Source organism: Ruegeria sp. AM7 (genome assembly GCF_056535965.1).
The window spans coordinates 346494-361718 of sequence record NZ_JBQFJE010000001.1 but is presented as its reverse complement, the minus strand read 5'-3'; the positions used below and the strand labels follow the sequence as shown (position 1 = coordinate 361718).

10 protein-coding genes are annotated in these 15225 nt (G+C 54.5%); 6 read left to right on the top strand and 4 right to left on the bottom strand.

Features of this window, described 5'->3' with window-relative positions:
• Positions 1-57: 57 nt before the first annotated feature.
• The 4 genes from ACR3EG_RS01560 to ACR3EG_RS01545 form a co-directional block, all read right to left on the bottom strand.
• Positions 58-3837, bottom strand: coding sequence for a VanW family protein (locus ACR3EG_RS01560; RefSeq protein WP_480482309.1), 3780 nt, complete (start codon positions 3835-3837; stop codon positions 58-60).
• A gap of 14 nt (positions 3838-3851) precedes the next feature.
• Entirely contained in the window at positions 3852-6521 is a 2670-nt protein-coding gene (locus tag ACR3EG_RS01555; protein WP_480482307.1) for a hypothetical protein, read from the bottom strand.
• Between the two features lie 21 nt (positions 6522-6542).
• On the bottom strand, positions 6543-8027 hold the full coding sequence (locus ACR3EG_RS01550) for a hypothetical protein (RefSeq protein ID WP_480482305.1): 1485 nt from the start codon (positions 8025-8027) through the stop codon (positions 6543-6545).
• Between the two features lie 287 nt (positions 8028-8314).
• The gene (locus ACR3EG_RS01545; RefSeq protein ID WP_480482303.1) at positions 8315-9085 is read right to left on the bottom strand and encodes an IclR family transcriptional regulator; all 771 of its coding nucleotides are present in this window, start codon (positions 9083-9085) and stop codon (positions 8315-8317) included.
• Positions 9086-9361: 276 nt separating this feature from the next.
• Here ACR3EG_RS01545 and ACR3EG_RS01540 point away from each other — a divergent pair, with 276 nt between their 5' ends.
• The 6 genes from ACR3EG_RS01540 (at position 9362) to ACR3EG_RS01515 (ending at position 15172) form a co-directional block, all read left to right on the top strand.
• Positions 9362-10111, top strand: coding sequence for an SDR family oxidoreductase (locus ACR3EG_RS01540; RefSeq protein WP_170527603.1), 750 nt, complete (start codon positions 9362-9364; stop codon positions 10109-10111).
• A 16-nt stretch (positions 10112-10127) separates the two neighbouring features.
• Positions 10128-10973 carry a fumarylacetoacetate hydrolase family protein gene (locus ACR3EG_RS01535; protein ID WP_480482301.1) on the top strand — a complete coding sequence of 282 codons (846 nt, stop codon included), beginning with the start codon at positions 10128-10130 and terminating at the stop codon, positions 10971-10973.
• The gene (locus ACR3EG_RS01530; RefSeq protein ID WP_480482299.1) at positions 10970-12259 is read left to right on the top strand and encodes an L-fuconate dehydratase; all 1290 of its coding nucleotides are present in this window, start codon (positions 10970-10972) and stop codon (positions 12257-12259) included. Before ACR3EG_RS01535 ends, ACR3EG_RS01530 begins: the two co-directional genes overlap by 4 nt.
• A 67-nt stretch (positions 12260-12326) precedes the next feature.
• Complete coding sequence (locus ACR3EG_RS01525; protein WP_480482297.1) at positions 12327-13301, top strand: sialic acid TRAP transporter substrate-binding protein SiaP; 975 nt, start codon at positions 12327-12329, stop codon at positions 13299-13301.
• A gap of 57 nt (positions 13302-13358) precedes the next feature.
• A complete protein-coding gene (locus ACR3EG_RS01520; protein ID WP_480482295.1) occupies positions 13359-13901 on the top strand; it encodes a TRAP transporter small permease in 543 nt (180 codons plus the stop codon).
• Entirely contained in the window at positions 13892-15172 is a 1281-nt protein-coding gene (locus ACR3EG_RS01515; protein ID WP_480482293.1) for a TRAP transporter large permease, read from the top strand. The genes ACR3EG_RS01520 and ACR3EG_RS01515 overlap by 10 nt, the downstream gene beginning before the upstream one ends.
• Positions 15173-15225: the final 53 nt, after the last annotated feature.

The window sequence follows — 15225 nt, the reverse complement described above, 5'->3', positions numbered from 1 at the left end:
TCAAACGCTGAAACAGTCGAACGGTCTGTTTCAGCGTTCTGCATCTCCCGCTGTCTGTCAATCGTCAGGGATTTTGGCAACGCGCGCGATGATGCGATCGTTCGCCACATCTACGTTATGTTTCAGTTCCTGTGTGACTACGATCATCGGCGAGTGAAGGTTTTTTTGCGTATCCAGCGGCCGGAATTTGTCCAGTGCCTTTGACAGATCACTTCCAATCCGTGCCGCGTCGCGCAGTTCCTGTTTCGATGCGCCTTTTTTTGGAATCTCGAAGTCCAACAAAAGCGCGTTGATCTCGGCAGTCTTGAAATATTTCGGGTCTAATCCTGGTTTCAATTTGACCGCGCTGGCTTTGATCATTGACCAGGACTCGATATTCATTTCGATATCGCATGGTAACCAGCTGACATCCGCGTTTGAGCCGATGGTCTCAAATTCCTTGTCCTGCAATGCCGCGCGAAGATATTCGACTACACCCTGACATACGTCATCGGAATCCTCGAACACCTCGGGGGTCAGCCCACAGCTTTGCAACGCCCGGCGCGCCTGTGCGTCACCGTCTATACAGGCACCATAAGCCAGCACACACTTGCCCAGCGTCGTGTTAACCTTGATCGCCTGGCGGGCCAGCCTCCGGTTTTTGGGTTCTGCCCTGGCCAGCAGGAACAACTCCCATCCCTCTTTGATCCGATCCCGCGAGTATTTCTCGAACCAGAATTTATTCAGGAATTTTCCGATCTTTTCGATGCTGGTCATAGCTGCCGCGCCGACATGAGTTTGATCGGCCAGACGCGCAGCTTCTGCACCGACACCAGCAATATCAGCAGCAACTTCGGCAGCGTCGTGTATGGTGCCTTTGATCAGCGCATCGCGTTCCCCAACCACAGCAGGTTCATATGGGCTGTAGCTTCCGGCGATCGCGTTCATTTCGCGGGACCACTTGGACAGGGATTTGCGTCGTCGGTGCAGCTTAACGCTATCCATGACCAGAGTTCGAATTTTACCAATCAATCCGGCCGCGGGCACCGCAGCCAACATAATACCTGTCGCCCCCTTACTGGCCTGATCGGCAATCTTGATGCGTTGTTCGGTCTTTTTCACCTCAAGTGTCAGCTGTTCGACCGCCGACATCGCCTTTTCATACTCTTCCTGATAGAGTTTGGGGTCCGCATTGAATTTATCCAAACGCTTCAAATCGGCCTGCTTTTTGAGGTCTTCAAGCCAGGCGTCTTCTTCCTCCATGTCGGCTTCGATAACAGCGCGGAACCCCGGGTCCTTGAGTAGAGTTTTCGAAATGTCGTCATAGAGACCGCGGATTTCGTCCTCGGTTTCTGGGTTGTCCCCGTCCGGATCATCCTGCAGCTTTTCGACACGATCGCCCAAAACCTCCATCTGACCCAATATTTTATTCTCATCTTCTTTCGACAAGTTCATATCTGCGACAGCGCGGACATCATTATGCGTAGCGCGATCGCAAACAGACAGCATTTTGAAAACCGCGTCTGCGACCGTTTCGGGGTCAAGCTTGCCCGGATCCAGTGACATGAACAGCTTGAGGTCCTTTTGATCCTCGGGGATGTTCAGCCTTTTGGCCGTGTCCCTAATTTTTTGATACGCCTTCTGAACTTTGACCTTGTCCTTGCGAAAGCTCTCATCGGCCATCTGTTTCGAAAGTTCTCTTGTTTCCTCCATAATGTCGCGCTGGTCGTTGACTGTGGCCATGTATTTGCTCATCCCGAATTCGGATTGGCCTTCAGCATGTTCTTCTTCAATTCTGGCGGTGACGGCAAAATCTGCATCGCTGCCGTGGCCACCCCAGCCGGCCTCGATGTCATCGGCATCCTTGTCTTCACGGACCGCGTCACCGATCAACCCGGCTGTTCCGGTAAACGGGCCAGAGGTCGTGAATAGAAGCACTTGCTTGGCGAAATCGTCCCAGTCGCCTTTCTGCGCGGCGGCTACCATCTTGTCGATCATTGTAACCGAAAGACCCATTCCCTTGGCCAGCATGCCCCAGGAGGATGCCTCATCCCGGCTGTCATTTCCGGTGTCGCCCCAGCCACCGTCGTCGCCCTTGGTTCCCGATGCTGACATCGACTCGCCTGCAGCGTCGCAGATATCGGCGATGGCTCCGACCACAAGCTCGCGGGGGTCTTTCAGGGTTTTCCTACCCTCGGCGACCTGAGTGAGTTTGGACACCGCTTTTAAACCCGCTTTGCCTGCCAATATCCCGAATTTGGTTTTGTGTTGACGGTTCTGGGTATCTGCGTTCGTGGTCAGGTCTTCTGCTTCGGTTGCGCTAGTGATGCCTGCCGCGACCGAGTCAGCAAAGGCACCTGCCAGTTGAATACCAATATCGCGCCGTTTTTCCTGTTTCGCCCTATAGGCCTGAGCGGCCTCAACCGCTCCAATGGCTGCTGCGGCTCCGCATTTGCGTGCGGCGTCCTGAGCGACGAACTTTCCGTATTGCTGTGTCAGCTTCGCGGCTTCGTATTTCTCTTTTTCCTCGCCTTCCGCACTTTTGATCTGCGCGTCCAGCCATTTGTCGTAGTCCTTAATCCCATCTTTCTTTTGCGCGTCGAATTCGGCGCGCGTCAGTTGTAACTGGGTGACTTTCTTGTCGTCTGCAGCGAGTTCATCCAGAGTTTTCTCGTCGTTAATTGTTAAACCACCGAACTTGAGACGGTTTTTCTCGTATCGAACCCCGTCCTTTTCATTGCGAAGCTGTTCGATTTTTTCGGGGTCTTCTTCTTCTTCGATTTGCTCGGACAGCGAAGCTTCTTCCTTATCCAACCAGTCCTTATAGGAAAGTTCCTCGTTTGGATTGTCCTTGAGGTATTTGGCCTTGGTCAGGTCGGCTTCGGTGATCTCGGGTCTGTCCGCTTTCGGCAATGCTTTGATCTCGGCGACGGTTTTACCTTCTATCACGAGGTCATTGTACTCGTCGGGCATCTCGTCGACGTCGAGGTCTTCATCCAGCGCAATGTTTTCTTCCTTGAAGTTGATGAACTTCGCCAAATCCTCGCGACTGGCCTCGGTGATCGAGATATTGGCGTAGTGAAGCGCCTGACTGGCCCCAAGATTGGCGGCCGTCATCAGCAGCTTGCCACGGCGGAGCGCCTTGTCGACCCCCGCCACCTTCATCTCCTTACCTTCTTCGCGGGCCATCAATTCGGTGTAGACGGCGGCCGCATTCTTGAATACCTGCATACCTTCCGAGAAACTGTCAGGCACAAGGTTTGACGGGATAACCCCTTCACGAACCAACGGTGTCCACAATTCTTTTTCGATATCTCGGTCGCTGAACAGGCGTTCACCTTTTTTGTCGACCATCGCCGCCAATTCGTTCGACTTTTCAACCAGCGGCCGCAACATGTCAAAGATTTCGCGGATCGCGGTGGCCGCCGCATCGGACTTGAATTCGAATGTCTCCTCACCTTTCTTGAGGCCTACAAACTCGCCCGCGCGATCTGCAAAACTGTCCCATTCGCTGTCCTGGATTTCGACCGGGATTTTGTCTCCGTCCACTTGCGCCAGTACTTTAATGGTCTTCGGGAATTTTACGTCTGCCGCATTCCAAGCCACCCCCAACGCTGGGTTGGAAAGAGCTATTGCAGCGTCAAGGCCGTGGTTCTTTCTTTCGACGACAAGACCCAACTCACGCAGGCCGTCGCGCAGCGCCTGTTTTGTTTCTCCGAAATCCTCACTGGAATTGAGCGCCTCAATGGCCTTTTCACGCGCGATGAGATTGTCGATTTCGTCTTGAAGATTCTGAGTTAACTGGCCGCCGTCGCCAAAGACCTTCGTCATCCAGACACGTTCTGCTTCAAATGACATTTCGCTCTCCTGGCTTAGGTCTGTTTAACTTCGGCGAGTAAGTCGGCTTCGGTCTTTTCCAGAAAATGCAGCAGGCGGCGCACAGGGCGGCCGTTGTCGAACGGGTTTGTCTTGATCAGACCGCCGATCATTGTTTCTTCCAGGAACCGTCGATTTCTTCGGATCACGGTAAAGGCTTCTTCGCGCAGGGCGATCAGTTCAGGCATGCCCAGACCCTTGGACCGTTTTATCAGGTCTCCACATTTGTCATCGAGGTCCATCCGTTCTTCGATTTGCTCGGCCACGGTGCCAATATTCTTTTTATTCGCGTCGTAAAGACTGACAAAGGCGTTGGCGGTCGGGTCTTCATCTTTGACCTTCCGGGCTTTCTTCGCGACCGCCGGAACATGTTCTTTGTGAAAAGCTACAAGCCCGTCGTAAAAAGGAGAAAGGCTGTCACGGAGACGTTGCAGAATCAAAGCGAACTTTTCATTCGAGCTCTGATCTTTTGACATCTTCAATGGCACATTTGCTTCTGCGAAATCACGTGCTTCTGATAACAGACGTTCAGCCTCAATCGTTAATTCATCGAAGTCTTCAGGGGTTGCGGCGGTTTTAGCGCGTGTTTTCAACGCCTTGAGAAGAACTTCATTGCTTTCGAAACTGTCGCGTGCAGCCCCTTTCAGCTTTTTCTTTTCCTTGCTGACGAAGTTTTTCAGGGTCTTTTGCGCTTCTTTAAAGTTTGCTTCTGACTTGTTGAGCCTGTCGTTAAGGTCGCCTGAGTTGTTTACGTCCAAGATAGTTCTAGCCAGAGCGCTGGCGTCTTGGCGTTTTAATTTGCCAGTCAGCTCATCCACGCTCAGCTGCCCAGATGGCAGCCCGGAAAGTGCTTTTTCGGTTCGAACCAGACTGTTTATCTTCCAGTCCATACGTTCGGTCAGTTTATCCAACTTTCGGTCAGCTTTCTTAACAGAGCTGTTTTTACCGATGTCGACTTCTCCCCAAATTCCGTCGAACAACCTGTCGTACAAACCTGCATAGTCTTCGCGGTCGGCGGCCTGTTCCAGGGATTTTTGCGTCTCGGAGTCAATCTTTAAGCCGCGGATGGTGTTTTCGCCGTTCTTTTGCGAAAGCTTCTCGCAAAACACTTTGAGGGTCTTCTTGAACTGAGCGATGAACGCCTTGGTCTTATCCTTCTTGGCTTTGTCGAACCTATCTTTGAAGTCTTTGTAGTCTGTTCGATAGGATTCGAGGGATTTGATACGAGCCTTCAGCAAATCTTCGTGTTTTTGCAATCGTTTCAAGGCTTCAGCCAGCTTTTCCGGGTCCTTGATGTTACGGTTTTGCAGGTCCAGTTCATCCTGGAAATATTCTTTTGCAAAGTCTGAATACTTAATCACCCGATGTTCGAGAAGGGCTTCGTAGCGTTTTGCGCATTTCTCGTAAGCCTTATAGTTATCGGAATGCTTCTTCAGAACATCCAGATCCTCAGAGATTTGGTTGTCAAAATCTCGAAGTAGAAGGAAGTCGGCCTGACCCAATTCCTCTGAAGCAGCCAGCATCTGCAACACCTCGAGCTTGGCGGCTAACGGTTTCATGATCTCCTGAGGCAAGCCCGAGACCCCGCGCGCTGTTTTGATCTTGCCGTGTCCGGTTGCGTCGGCCTCTTTTTGCTGAACCTCGTGATCTTTCACGCTGAGGTAATTTCCGATAGCGCTTTCATGCGATTCAGCGCTTTTTCGGAAAACGGCTTTCAGGATGATTTCTCCGGTGTGGATATGCTTGGCCGCCTTATCTTGCCAGGCTTTAAGTTTCGACGGATCGTTGCCGAAGTGGCTCAGGACATCATCAGAGTCTTTCCATTTCAGATTGTAGCTCTTCGTTGCGCTCTGAAAATCGACCAGGGCTTTATAAGCCTTGGTTTTGGTTTGCGCCTTGTCGTTTGCATACCTGCGGCTCAGCTGTCCTGCGGCAGCGTGCATGTCCTTGAGGTAGTTCAGTGTCGCCAGCGCGTCGCGCGCTGTGTGTTCAAGCTGATCTTCCTTCGCCTCTTCAGCCAATTCCTCGGTTGATTTTCGCTCGTCAACGGCTTGGGCGACATTGACTTTCACATCTGAATTGCCCTGAAGCTCTCCGCCTGGAGCAGCTGCGGGTTTTTCGTTGGACAATGCCAGCTTTTCCAAGGTCTCAAGATACAGAAGCCCATTCAACACGGCCTGTGCATCGCTATACCGACCGGCTTCTGACAATTTTTTTGCCAGTTTCGCCGAACGTTTCAGTACCCGCTGGCCTCGTCTTGTGAACCGATCGTCTTCTTCCGCAAGATCCGCGCTGATGGTTTTCAGTTTAAGATCAATAGAAGTATTGAGCGCCTTGATTTTCTTCTTGAGCAGCTTTTCTTCTTGTTGATGTGCGCGAAAATCTATTGGGTGACGCCAGGCTTTCAGCAGTTTGACTTCATTCGTCGTCAAGTCAAATGCGTCAATCTCTTTGTCTGTGAAAGTGAAATTCCCGCGTTTGAATTTTTCAAAATCGGTTCCGTCATCCGCAAGGGAATAAAGCGCCTCCGAGGCCTCGGCGATTTGCTCCTCAACATTGGCGGCGTTTGGAACTACAACGGCTTTCAGCCGCAATGCCGCCATCAGTTTGGCTGCGAAATCCTTTGCTCTGGCCTCATGCCAATCTTCGTCTTTTTCGCCGCGCATGCGCGCCCCCCGTTTTGAAAATCAACCTGCCCTCAGGACTTGTTTCATCTTAGTAACCGCATCACCCAGAACCGCGCCCAAAGACATGGAGACCCCAAGATCATTCGTGTCGATCAACTTGATTGCCGGATTGCTCGACAAAAAGCCGGCCATGTCGTCAAAGGCTTTTTCTGCTGTATCCAACGCATCTGGCAGGCGCGTTTCGTTTGCGCGGTCCAGTTCGATGAAGGCGGTGTTCAATTGAACGAACAGATTTTCAGAAAAACCGGTCAGACCGCTTTCCGACAGGGTCTGGCAATTTGGGTCGTCAAAGGCAGACAATTCTTGCCTCAATTTATCGATCTGGCCAGACACATCCCGGTGGGCTTCGTCCCAGATGTTGCGAATGCGGGCCGCGACCTTTTTACCTTCTGTTTCAGACGCTAGATTTGCGGAAGGTTCATCCGGTCGTTTTGCCTGTGCGATGGCGTTTTCGACCTGTTCAAGCTGGATAAGAGCCGCCGCTGTATTACCACCCGCGACCATGGCCTTGGAGGCCGCGAATGTGTGCAGTGCTTTCTCAAGCCCTTGTGTGCCTTCGTCCAGTGCCGACTTCAATAATTTGGCAACCCGCTGCAATTCGGATGTTGGATCGGTCCCATTCGTTGTTTCCGGCTTGGCAGTATTTATGCCTGCCTTTTTGGCCGCAGTGATCTTGTCAGAGAGGATTTTTAGGATCTTGAGCGCATCGGAATATTTGCCTGCCTTAGCCGCGGCTTCGGCCTTGTCCCAGATAGGGTTGGCCTTGTCGGGATCGAGAAGACCCGCATTTACAGCGGACTTGAAAACAGGTGCGAATCTTTCGGATCCGATTTGCCAGCGCTTCTTGTTGAGATCGACAGGTTTTGCGTCTTGTCCATCATCCGAGGTAACTGGGGTCTGCAGCGCGGTCCTGAGCCTTTTTGCGACCTTGATTGCTCCTGGATAGTCATTTTCCTCATCGCCTATCCTCAGGGCATAACCCCAGGCCGTGCGAATTTTGGACACGTCTCCTTTGCCGGCTTTCAGAAACGCGGCTACGTCAGGGGCCAGATTGTCCTTTAACGTCTTCCATTCAATGGCGTCAGGGTCCGGCGCAGTATCATCGTCGGCGTCATCTGCAGCAGGCTCGGTTTTGAACACTGGTTTTTCAGGTTTGTCTTCCGGACCGAAGACTTCGACCCGCATCGGAGCCTCGGCAAGTTTAAGGAACTCTTTCGTTTTCTTGGCCAGTTGCGCGACTACGTCACTTTGGCAATGGAGGTTGAGCGTGTTTCCGTCGCACCACATTGTGCCAGAGGAAAGTTTTTGTGTTTCACCTTCGCTTTTTGCGCGTTTGGTCAAAGCGTCGGGTGCCAAAATGCGATCGACCAGGAAGACTAGGTTTTCAGTCGTCTTGCCCAGACAGATCGCAAAGTTCAGTTCCCGCTTTCGAGCAGCCGCAAAATGCCCCTTGAGTTCTTTTGTTTTCTTCTTGTCAATCGCCATGGCTTCCCCCACGTAACGATTTGACAAAAGATCACCTCAAAATTCAACTTAATTGCTGATTTCATCAGCTCTCTTTAGTTCACGAAAATCCCTAAGCATCAGGACTAAAGCTTTCGTCGCACCCCTACGCCGACAAGATTTACGTTGTTTCCAAACAACAGAATAAAAGCCTATCTGGCCTGTACGCTTATCATTTTTCGGTGCGGTGGACGGGACGTTCAAGTCTGTCGCTGTGGCTTGGCGGCGCAAGGACGACAGCAGGGGATTTTGGCGAAAAGCGTTACTCATCAACGGCCCGAGTAATAGGCCGAAAGCTCTTTAGACAGGTCGAGGAATAGCTGATGCACCTCGTCTATCGAAGGTACGTCCAACTGATCGATGCGTTCGACATACGGGCAGTTAATAGCGCAAATTGCTGAGCCTTCATGATCGAAGACAGGATAGGCTAGATTGGTAACACCGACTGCAGTTGCAGATGGCATTCTTTCGTAGCCAACTTCTCTGATGCGGGCGACATGTTGCATGAATTCGCCCCGGTCAATTTGTGGTTCGCCTCGCGCCAGCCGGTGGATGTCCAGAAGAGCCTCAATCTGTTGATCGGTGCGAAAGGCGGCCATGACCCGACCTGTCCCGGTGTTGCCCAACCCCATGACGGTACCCACGCGCAACGAGAACACCCAGTCACCTGGTGCCGCAACCGAGGCCACCACAACGATGTCACCATTGCTTTCCATGCTTAGGTGGCAGGACTGCCAGGCGCGTCGTGTCGTCACGCGCATTTTGGGTGTGGCAACTTCCAACAACCGCTCGACCGGTGGGTGGCGTTGCGACAGCGCAAACATCTTTAGGCTCAACGAATACAGGTCGTCGTCTTTGGAACGAATGACGTAACCGCGCCGGACCAGGGTGGACAGCATTCGGTAGATTTCGCTTTGCGACCGATCTAGGGCGCGGGCGATATCACCTTGTGTCAGCCCATCCCCGTGGAGTGACAAAAGCTCAATAATATCAACGCCTTTTTCGAGTGCTGGCGCACGATACTTTTCGGTTTGTTCCACCACGTTTTCCTCCTAGGGCGAATGCATAAAGCATCGTTTTGCCGACTGCAAAATGTCAATGTTGATTTATTAGTGAATACCTGATTTAAATATGAACATAGGTGGAGGAATCAAGCGCGTCGAAGTTTTAGGAGGCCCGGCGCCTGCCAAGCCTGAGATTGCGAAATATTGCTGACCCAATGAGGTTAGAAGCCGGATGGCTGAGAGTTGGCTAAGCAATTGCGCGTTTTGGGGAATGTGCCTTGTTGCATGACTAAAATTTTGGGACCGAGGAAAATGAAGCCAAGAAAAGGCCGCCTGGCCGGAAAAAAAGCGCTTGTTACTGCGGCAGGGCAGGGGATCGGCCGCGCAAGTGTTGAACAATACGTGGCCGAAGGCGCTGAAGTTATTGCTTGCGACATCAACGAGGATACGCTGGCCGAACTTGAGGCTATCGAACGCGTCTCGGTGGTCAATCTGGATGTAACGGATGCTGACGCGGTGGCCGAAGCAATTGCATCTGCGGGTGAAGTGGATGTTCTGTTCAACTGTGCTGGATTTGTGGGCTCCGGAAACATTCTGGAATGCGACGACGCGCAATGGGATTTCAGTTTTGATCTGAACGTCAAGGCGATGTTCCGGCTGGCCAAGCTGGTTATCCCCGGAATGGTTGCCAGGGGCGGTGGTTCAATCGTCAACATGTCGTCGGTGGCGTCTTCGATCAAAGGTGTGCCAAACAGATTTTCTTACTGTGCGTCCAAGGCCGCAGTGATCGGGCTGACCAAATCAATCGCGGCGGACTTCATTACAGACGGCATTCGTTGCAACGCGATTTGCCCCGGCACCGTAGACAGCCCCAGCTTGCATGATCGCCTGCGTGCGATGGGTGATTACGATCAGGCGTTGAAGGATTTCATCGCGCGGCAACCGATGGGCCGGATTGGCCATGCAGACGAGATTGCAGCGCTGGCGACCTATCTGGCCAGCGATGAAAGCGGATTTACTACAGGGCAGACTTTCGCCATCGACGGTGGCTGGACTGTGTGAGCAAGGAGAGACTTAGATGAAACTGCTGCGCTACGGACCCATGGGTCAAGAAAAGCCGGGGCTGATGGACGGAAACGGCGCGATCCGTGATTTGTCGGGCGAAGTCGGTGATATCGCAGGCACGGCGCTGAGTGATGACAGCCTCGCACGTTTGCGCGCGATCGACCCTGCAACCCTGCCGCTGGTCGAGGGCGACCCGCGCATCGGTGCCTGTGTGGGCCAGGTTGGCAAGTTCATTTGCATTGGCCTCAACTATGCCGATCACGCCGCAGAATCGGGCATGGATCTGCCCGCCGAGCCGGTGATTTTCTTCAAGGCCACATCCGCTATTATCGGACCCAATGACACGGTCGAAATCCCGCGCAACTCGGTCAAGACCGACTGGGAGGTCGAGCTGGGCGTGGTGATCGGAAAAGAGGCCAAATACGTCTCGGAAGAAGACGCGCTGGACCATGTGGCGGGCTATTGCGTCGTCAATGACCTGTCCGAGCGTGACTTTCAGCTGCACCGCTCGGGGCAATGGGTCAAGGGCAAGTCAGCCGACACGTTTGGCCCTATCGGCCCCTGGCTGGTGACCCGCGATGAGGTCGCGGACCCGCAAAACCTGCCGATGTATCTTGAGGTCAACGGGCACCGCTATCAGGACGGCTCGACCAAGACGATGCATTTCGGTGTGGCGACGGTGATCTCGCACCTGTCGCAATTCATGTCGCTGCAGCCGGGGGATGTGATCTCGACCGGGACGCCTCCGGGTGTGGGCATGGGGCAAGACCCGCAGACCTATCTGAAACCCGGTGACAAGATGGAGCTGAGCATCGAGGGACTGGGCGTGCAGCGACAGGGTGTAAAGGCCAGCGCATGACCCGCATCACCGGCATCCGAACCGAAGACCTGCGCTTTCCGACCTCGGACAGTCTGGACGGATCGGATGCGATGAACCCCGATCCCGACTATTCCGCCGCGTATGTGGTGCTGGAAACCGATGGTACGCATGAGGGCCACGGCCTCACGTTCACCATTGGGCGCGGCAATGAGATCTGCGTGGCCGCGATCAAAGCGCTTGGCGCGTTGGTCAAGGGGTTGGAGCTGGATTGGATCACCGAAGATATGGGCCGCTTCTGGCGTCATATCACCGGAGACAGCCAGCTGCGCTGGATCGGGCCGGACAAGGGTGCGATCCATCTGGCGACTGGCGCGGTGGTGAATGCCGCGTGGGATTTGTGGGCGAAAGAGGCGGGCAAACCCGTCTGGCAGCTGGTGGGCGACATGTCCCCCGAAGGGATCGTGCGCCTGATCGACTTTCGCTATCTGACCGATGCGATTACCCCGGACGAGGCGCTGGCCATCCTGCGCGCCGCCGCGACGGGCAAGGCCGACCGCATCGCCAAGCTGAAAGCTGAAGGCTATCCCTGCTACACGACTTCTGCCGGTTGGCTGGGCTATCCCGACGACAAGCTGCGCCGCCTGTGTCAGGAGGCCAAGGACGCAGGCTTTACCCACACCAAATTCAAGGTGGGCCGCGACCTTGCCGACGACATCCGCCGCCTGACCATCGCGCGCGAGGTTCTGGGCGAAGACATGCACATCATGATCGATGCCAATCAGGTATGGGAAGTGGATCAGGCCATCGACTGGGTCAAAGCCCTGTCCTTTGCGCGCCCGTACTTCATCGAAGAACCCACCAGCCCCGATGACGTGTTTGGCCACAAGACGATCCGCGAAGGCGTCGCACCGGTCAAGGTGGCGACGGGCGAGATGTGTCAGAACCGCATCATGTTTAAGCAGTTCATCAAAGAAGGCGCGATCGACATCGTTCAGATCGACAGCTGCCGGATGGGCGGGCTGAACGAGGTGTTGGCCGTCATGTTGATAGCCGCGAAGTACAACTTGCCCGTCTGGCCCCATGCCGGGGGCGTGGGTCTGTGTGAATACGTCCAGCATATGTCCATGATCGATTACATCGCGATCTCAGGCGAAAAAGACAGCAAGCGGATCGAATATGTCGATCACCTGCACGAGCATTTCGTCGATCCCTGTGTGGTGAGGAACGGGGCCTATATGGCGCCGGAAAAGCCAGGGTTTTCGATCGAAATAAAACCTGAAACCATCGAAGACTTCCGCTTTTCAGAGAAACTGGCGGCGGAATGAAACAACCGCCTGACCGGGCTGAAGAAACCGGCGGGCATCTTAAATCAATCTGGAGGAACTACCCTAAATGTTTAACTTTGGAAAAACGGCCTTTGGGGCCGCCTGTATTTTTGCGCTTAGCGCAACGGCTGGTCTGGCACAAGAGACCCTGCGGTTTGGCCACGTCTATGAGGCTTCGACGCCTTATCACGCAGCGGCTGTACGTGCGGCCGAGCTGTTGGAAGAAAAGACCGACGGTCGCTTCAAGATGGAGGTCTTCCCGGCCTCGCAACTGGGGAAAGAGGCCGCGCTGAACGAGGCGCTGTCGTTGGGTACGGTTGACGCGATCTATACCGGCGTGGCGTTTCTGGGTCAGTCCTATGGCCCGATCAGCATCTCGGACTATCCGTTCACCATGCGGTCCTATGATCACTGGAAAGCTTATGTGAACTCGGATCTGTTCAATGAAATGGCAGCAGAATACAAGAACATTTCGGGCAATACCGTTGCGGCAATGACCTATTACGGCGCGCGTCACGTGACTTCGAACAAGCCGATTCTGGCACCCGCAGATATGGACGGGCTGAAAATCCGTACCCCGAACGCGCCTGCCTATCAGATGTTCCCCAAGGCCACCGGCGCAAACCCGACACCCATGGCCTTTGCCGAAGTCTATCTGGCCCTGCAGCAAGGCGTTGTAGACGCACAGGAAAACCCGCTGCCCACCATCCAGTTCAAAAAGTTCTACGAGGTGCAGTCGAACATCAACCTGACCGGACATATCACCAACTCGCTTGCGGTTGTGGTGTCACCTGTGACGCTGGGCAAGATGGGCAATGACGGGCAGGCGCTGCTTGACGCATTGGCCGAAGCGGCCTCAAGCACATCGGATGAAATTGTTCAGTCCGAGGCTGAACTGGCTGATTGGTTCCGTGAACAGGGTGTAACCGTGAACGAGGTGGATCGCGCACCTTTCATGGCCGCCGTCGCGCCGCTGTTGACGGGCAATGACGTGCCTTGGGATGCTGAGACGTTCGAACGTCTTCAGGCAATCCAGGACTAATCAAGACTGTGCCCGGCCTCGCGCCGGGCGCATTCTGACCGCACAAGGTGGCCCCGAATGACCCAGACCGAAACCCCGCCCGAGATCGACTTTGACGCGCTGGCCGCCGAAGACGACGCTCATTTCCAGAATTTCCGCATCACAATCGGAGACTACGGTCTACTGGCCCTGTTCGGTTTGCTGTTTGGCGTGGTCTTTTTGCAGTTTTTCACGCGCTATGTGCTGAACGATTCAGTCGCGTGGACGGAAGAGGCCGCGCGGTATCTGCTGATCCTTCTGGGCTTTGCCGGGGCGATCCGATGTCAGGTTGTCGGCAGCCACATCGTTCTTGAATTTGTCGACAAATACTATGGGTTCCGCCTGCGTTGGGTCCATATCTTTGCGCTGGCGGCAACCTTCGTTTTGTTTGCTGTGATCATGTGGTCCGCGTGGGAGCTGATCCAGAGGACATCGTTCCAGCAAATGGTCTCGTTGCCTTTCCCGAAATACTACCTCCACGCATGCGTCATGGCCTTAGCCGGGGCAAACCTGTGCGTCGTCGGTTGGCAGATTGTCTCGCGTTTGAAGCAGATTGCAAAAGGTGAAGACAAATGGGTCTGACTATTCTGTTCGTTTCGCTGTTCGGCCTGATGCTGCTGCGGGTGCCGATCGCTTTCTCGCTCGCGCTGTCTTCGTTTGCTTACATTCTGTATTCTGGCCTGCCACCGGTTCTGTTGATGCATAACATGGTCAATGGCATGGACAGCTTCCCGCTGCTTGCCATTCCTTTCTTTATACTGGCGGGCGCATTGATGAACTCGGCCGGGATCACCGCGCGGATCTTCGGGTTTGCGCGCGCTATCGTCGGCTGGATGCATGGTGGGCTGGGCCACGTGAATGTGGGTGCCAGCATCATATTTGCGGGCATGTCCGGCGCTGCCGTGGCCGACGCTGGCGGACTGGGTGCGATCGAGATCAAGGCCATGCGTGAGGCCGGCTATGATGACGATTTCAGCGTCGGTGTCACTGCCGCTTCGTCGACCATCGGGCCGATCATCCCGCCGTCCTTGCCGCTGGTGATCTTTGGCGTCATGGCGTCGGTGTCGATTGGCAAGCTGTTTGTGGCCGGGATTGTTCCGGGGTTGTTGATGGCAGCGGCGCTGTCGGCGATGATCTGGTGGATGTCACGCACACGCAACTATCCACGTGATGTCAGCTTTAGCCCCTCGGTCATCGCCACCCGGTTTCGGGCCGCGTTCCTGCCGCTGATGACCCCGGTCATCATTGTGGGCGGCATCGTTTCGGGGGCGTTTACCCCGACCGAGGCCGCTATCGGGGCTGCCGCCTATGCGCTGTTTCTGGGCACCATCGTCTATCGCACCCTGACTCCGCGCAAGCTGGCGGTGATCTCGCTGGAAACCATCGAGACGACGGCTGCGATCATGATGATCGTCGGCGCGGCCTCGGTGTTCGCATGGATCCTGACCGCCAACCAGGTCGCCGCGCATTTCGCAGAATTTGTGCTGTCGTTTACCGACAGCAAGGCCGTTGTGCTGCTGTTGATCATGGCGGTTGTGCTGGTCGTGGGCCTGTTCATGGAGACCATCGCGGCGATTTCCATCCTCGTGCCGGTGCTGATGCCGGTGGCGGCGCAGTTCGGGATTGATCCAGTGCATCTGGGCATCATCGTAATCCTGAACCTGATGCTGGGTCTGCTGACCCCGCCGGTGGGCATGGTGTTGTTCGTGCTGTCGCGCGTCTCGAAGGTGCCATTCGAACAATGCGTCCGCGCCACGTTACCGTTTCTGGTGCCGTTGTTGGCGGTCTTGCTGTTGCTGACCTTCGTACCTTCGCTGGTTCTGTGGTTGCCGAACCTTTTGTACGGCTCGTAAGGAGCGTTCAGGCGTTTAGTCAAGTTTTGAGCCGGCCGTTGATCGCCGACTCG

Bases quoted from the DNA above. Each gene is read 5' to 3' on its own strand.
- ACR3EG_RS01560 (WP_480482309.1), bottom strand. From the start codon at position 3,837: ATGTCATTTGAAGCAGAACGTGTCTGGATGACGAAGGTCTTTGGCGAC.
- ACR3EG_RS01555 (WP_480482307.1), bottom strand. From the start codon at position 6,521: ATGCGCGGCGAAAAAGACGAAGATTGGCATGAGGCCAGAGCAAAGGAT.
- ACR3EG_RS01550 (WP_480482305.1), bottom strand. From the start codon at position 8,027: ATGGCGATTGACAAGAAGAAAACAAAAGAACTCAAGGGGCATTTTGCG.
- ACR3EG_RS01540 (WP_170527603.1), top strand. From the start codon at position 9,362: ATGAAGCCAAGAAAAGGCCGCCTGGCCGGAAAAAAAGCGCTTGTTACT.
- ACR3EG_RS01535 (WP_480482301.1), top strand. From the start codon at position 10,128: ATGAAACTGCTGCGCTACGGACCCATGGGTCAAGAAAAGCCGGGGCTG.
- ACR3EG_RS01530 (WP_480482299.1), top strand. From the start codon at position 10,970: ATGACCCGCATCACCGGCATCCGAACCGAAGACCTGCGCTTTCCGACC.
- ACR3EG_RS01525 (WP_480482297.1), top strand. From the start codon at position 12,327: ATGTTTAACTTTGGAAAAACGGCCTTTGGGGCCGCCTGTATTTTTGCG.
- ACR3EG_RS01520 (WP_480482295.1), top strand. From the start codon at position 13,359: ATGACCCAGACCGAAACCCCGCCCGAGATCGACTTTGACGCGCTGGCC.
- ACR3EG_RS01515 (WP_480482293.1), top strand. From the start codon at position 13,892: ATGGGTCTGACTATTCTGTTCGTTTCGCTGTTCGGCCTGATGCTGCTG.